Annotated in this window: 3 protein-coding genes; 2 read left to right on the top strand and 1 reads right to left on the bottom strand. The window is 66.4% G+C overall.

Annotated elements, in window-relative coordinates:
• Nucleotides 1–517, bottom strand: a 517-nt coding sequence (locus ACFWPJ_RS26030; protein ID WP_378855080.1) for a YhgE/Pip domain-containing protein, incomplete at its 3' end; no start/stop codon positions are given.
• A gap of 255 nt (nt 518–772) precedes the next feature.
• Between ACFWPJ_RS26030 and purF the strand changes: the two genes are divergently transcribed.
• Nucleotides 773–2,353 carry an amidophosphoribosyltransferase gene (gene purF, locus ACFWPJ_RS26025; protein ID WP_378855078.1) on the top strand — a complete coding sequence of 527 codons (1,581 nt, stop codon included), beginning with the start codon at nt 773–775 and terminating at the stop codon, nt 2,351–2,353.
• Between the two features lie 254 nt (nt 2,354–2,607).
• Nucleotides 2,608–4,224, top strand: coding sequence for an ABC transporter substrate-binding protein (locus ACFWPJ_RS26020; protein ID WP_378855076.1), 1,617 nt, complete (start codon nt 2,608–2,610; stop codon nt 4,222–4,224).
• Nucleotides 4,225–4,299 lie beyond the last annotated feature (75 nt).

The raw sequence follows: 4,299 nt of genomic DNA, 5'->3' as shown, positions 1-4,299 counted from the left end.
GCGCGCCCTCGTGTGCGATCGCCACGGTCATGGGGCGCGCGCGGCTGCGGTACACGCTGCCCGCGGCGTACGGGCCCATCCCGGGATTGGTCTGCACGGTGATGATCGGGCGCTCGATCTCGCCGCCGACGACGCTGCCGACCCCGAGAATGCCCAGCCGTTTGCTGAAGTCGCTGGGGATGATGATGGCGCCGTAGATCTGCGCGGTGCGCATCAGGCGGTCCGCCTCGCTGATCCCGACCACCCGCAGGTCGACCTGGTCGGATGGCACGCCCGCCACCAGCGCGTCGGCCACCTGCTTGCCGAAATTCACCTGCTCGGTCCGGCCGTTGATGTCGATGGTGTCCCCGACGTCCTGGTTGACCAGCGCGATCGGGAAATCGTGCAGATTCCCCTCCGGATCGGAGATATAGGCCAGATACATGACGCCGAGCAGGGACAACACGACCGCGAGCACGACAGTCGGCGCCAGCACCATCCAGGCCCATCGCCGGGGCGGAATCCGGACTGTGTCCAACGTCGCTTCCCCACGCGGTGACGAATCGGAATCCTTCGGTGTCGAATCGGCGTTGTCTGTGGCAGACGCTGGGGAATCAGCAGCTTCGTGGGCACTGTCATCGGTGGTCACGACCGGCACCGTAACAGCTGTTCCGCCGGAATCCGGGCGATCACCGAGGTCGATTGCGCCGGGTTTGCGCCGCGGCGTATGTCGACGTCCGAATCACCCGTAGAATGACGGGTGCCCCCAGCCCGCCCGAACAGGGAGCACACGGTGACCGACGCCGATCGCACGATCGACAGCACTTCCACACTTCCGGACGAGCCCGAGAACGAGCCCCGCGAGGAGTGTGGCGTTTTCGGCGTCTGGGCTCCCGACGAGGACGTAGCGAAGCTCACCTACTACGGCCTGTACGCCCTGCAGCATCGCGGGCAGGAGGCGGCCGGTATCGCCGTCTCCGACGGCTCCCAGATTCTGGTCTTCAAGGATCTCGGCCTGGTCAGTCAGGTCTTCGACGAGCAGACCCTCGGCGCGATGCCGGGGCATATCGCCGTCGGACACTGTCGCTACTCCACCACCGGTGGCGTCACCTGGGAGAACGCGCAGCCGATCTTCCGCACCACCGCCGTCGGCTCCGGCCTGGCGCTGGGCCACAACGGCAACCTCGTCAATACCGCCGAATTGGCCGGGCGCGCACGCGAACTCGGCCTGATCGGGGCGGGCGTGATCGACGGCCGCCCGCAGATGACCGGCGCGACCTCCGACTCCGACATCGTCACCGCCCTGCTGGCGCACGCCGCGGCCGACTCGAGCATCGAGCAGGCCGCGATGGAGCTGCTGCCGCAGCTGCGCGGCGCGTTCTGCCTGACCTTCATGGACGAGCACACCCTCTACGCCGCGCGTGACCCGCACGGCGTGCGCCCGCTGGTGCTGGGCAGGCTCGATCGCGGCTGGGTCGTCGCCTCCGAGACCGCCGCGCTCGACATCGTCGGCGCCGCGTTCGTCCGCGAGATCGAGCCGGGCGAGCTGCTCGCGATCGACTCCGACGGCGTGCGCTCGATGCGCTTCGCCAACCCCGAGCCCAAGGGCTGCGTCTTCGAGTACGTGTACCTGGCTCGCCCCGACACCACGATCGCCGGGCGTTCGGTGCATTCGACCCGCGTGGAGATCGGCCGCAAGCTGGCCAAGGAGAGCCCGGTCGAGGCCGACCTGGTGATCCCGGTGCCCGAGTCGGGCACGCCCGCCGCGGTCGGGTACGCGCAGGGCTCCGGCATTCCCTACGGCCAGGGCCTGATGAAGAACGCCTACGTCGGCCGCACCTTCATCCAGCCGAGCCAGACCATCCGTCAGCTCGGTATCCGGCTCAAGCTCAACCCGCTGCGCGAGGTCATCCGTGGCAAGCGGCTCATCGTCGTCGACGACTCGATCGTGCGCGGCAACACCCAGCGCGCGCTGATCCGCATGCTGCGCGAGGCCGGTGCGTTGGAGATCCACGTCCGGATCGCCTCGCCGCCGGTGAAGTGGCCCTGCTTCTACGGCATCGACTTCGCCTCGCGCGCGGAGCTGATCGCCAACGGCGCGGGCGCCGACGACAGCTACGACGACATGGTCGAGAACGTGCGCCGTTCGATCGGCGCCGACACCCTCGGCTACATCTCCACCGAGGGCATGATCGCGGCCACCGAGCAGCCGGCCAGCAGGCTGTGCACCGCCTGCTTCACCGGCGACTACCCGATCCCGCTGCCGCAGGAGGCCGCCATCGGCAAGAACGTGCTCGAGGGGATGCTCTCGGGCAAGCCGGAGGCGAAGCTGCTCGCCGAGAACGTCAACGCCGACGCGCTGAGCAGGCCGTAGCGCCGCATCGTCACCAGGAGGGGCCGGTCAGGATAAACCTGATCGGCCCTTTTTGTGTTGTGTACGGAAGGAATTCCGGTAGCCGACAATTTCGTAAGATTAGTTCATAACATCCGCGCAATTTTTCGCTCGAATTGATACTGGGCGGTAATGGTTCGCCTGTACGGTCCCCCGTTATATCGCTAGCTCACCGTGTTGTCGCCGCGCCTGTGATCCGGGTGCGGCGACGACGTGGCGTTCGAGAATGGGATCTGATGTTGAACAGTGCACTGAGCGTTCGCAAGAATCGCGCGAAACAAGTTGCCGCAGTGGGTGTCGCGGCTGTCGTCGCCGCCGCGCTGGCAGGCTGTGGTTCGGGCCGCACCGATGAGGCGGGGTCCGGTGCGGGGCTGGTCGTCGGCACCACGGACAAGATCTTCTCGCTCGACCCGGCCGCCGCCTACGACAACGGCTCGCTGCTGGTGGAGAACCAGATCTATTCGTATCTGCTGAATTTCGCGCCGGGCGACACCACCCCCAAGCCCGATGCGGCGGAGAAGTGCGAGTTCACCGCGCCCACCGTGTACACGTGCAAGATCAAATCCGGGTTGACATTCGCCAACGGAAATCCGTTGACCGCCAAGAGCGTCAAGTTCTCCTTCGACCGGATGCTGAAGATCAACGATCCGCACGGTCCCGCCTCGCTGCTAGGCAACCTCGACAAGACCGATGTGGTCGACGATCTCACCGTCGCGTTCACGCTGAAGGTCGCCAACGATCAGACCTTCCCGACCATCCTGCCGACCCAGGCGGGCCCGATCGTCGACGAGAAGGTGTTCTCGGCCGACAAGGTGGCCACCGACGAGGAAGTCGTTGCGGCGAAGGGCTATTCGGGTCCGTACACGATCAGCAGCTACGACAAGAACAAGCTGGTCGAGTACCAGGCCAACCCCGCCTACCAGGGCATCCTCGGCATGCCGAAGAACACCACGGTGTCGACCAAGTACTACGCCACCTCCGACAACCTGAAGCTGGACCTGCAGAACGGCGCCATCGACGTCGGCTACCGCTCGTTCACGCCCACCGACATCGATTCTCTCCGTGCCGATTCCAAGGTGAAGGTCACCGACGGACCCGGCGGCGAGCTGCGCTACATCGTGTTCAACATGAACACCATGCCGGGCAACACCCCCGAGCAGAAGCTGGCCGTGCGCAAGGCGCTCGCGTCCTCGGTGGACCGGGAAGCGCTGGCCTCCTCGGTGTACAAGAACACCTACCAGCCCGCGTACGGCTATGTGCCCCAGGGCATGACGGGCGCGGCCGAGCCGTTGAAGCAGCTCTACGGCGCCAAGCCGGACAAGGCACAGGCCGCGAAGTTCCTGGCCGACGCGGGCGTCGCCGCCCCGGTGACGCTGAACCTGCAGTACAACCCCGACCATTACGGCTCCAGCTCCTCGGAGGAGTACGCCGCGGTCAAGTCCCAGCTCGAGGCGTCGGGCCTGTTCAAGGTGAACCTGCAGTCCACCGAATGGGTCACCTACCAGAAGGAACGCGCCTCCGACGGCTACCCGATGTACCAGTTCGGCTGGTTCCCGGACTTCCCGGACGCCGACAACTACCTCTCGCCGTTCTTCGGGCCGAACAACTTCCTGCAGTCGCACTTCGAGAACCCCGGCATCAACGCCCAGCTGACCGCCGAGACCACCGAATCCGATCCGGCCAAGCGGGTCGAGCTGCTGCGCAAGATCCAGACCGACCTGGCGCAGAACCATCTGCCGACGCTGCCGCTGCTCTCGGGTAAGCAGGTCGCGGTGTCGGTGCCCGGCGTCTCTGGTGTCGAGCAGACCCTCGACGGCTCCTTCAAGTTCCGGTTCACGGTACTGAGCAAGTGAGTGACGTTCCCGCTGCGCCCCGATAGCTGATCCGGGCGCGGGGGTTCGGGTGGTCGCGCGGCGGGGGGTGCCCCC

It is taken from the genome of Nocardia sp. NPDC058497 (assembly GCF_042720195.1).
In the GTDB taxonomy this organism is placed as follows: Bacteria; Actinomycetota; Actinomycetes; order Mycobacteriales; family Mycobacteriaceae; genus Nocardia.
Note: the sequence above shows the minus strand (reverse complement) of the source record. Positions and strands in the feature narration are given on the sequence as shown.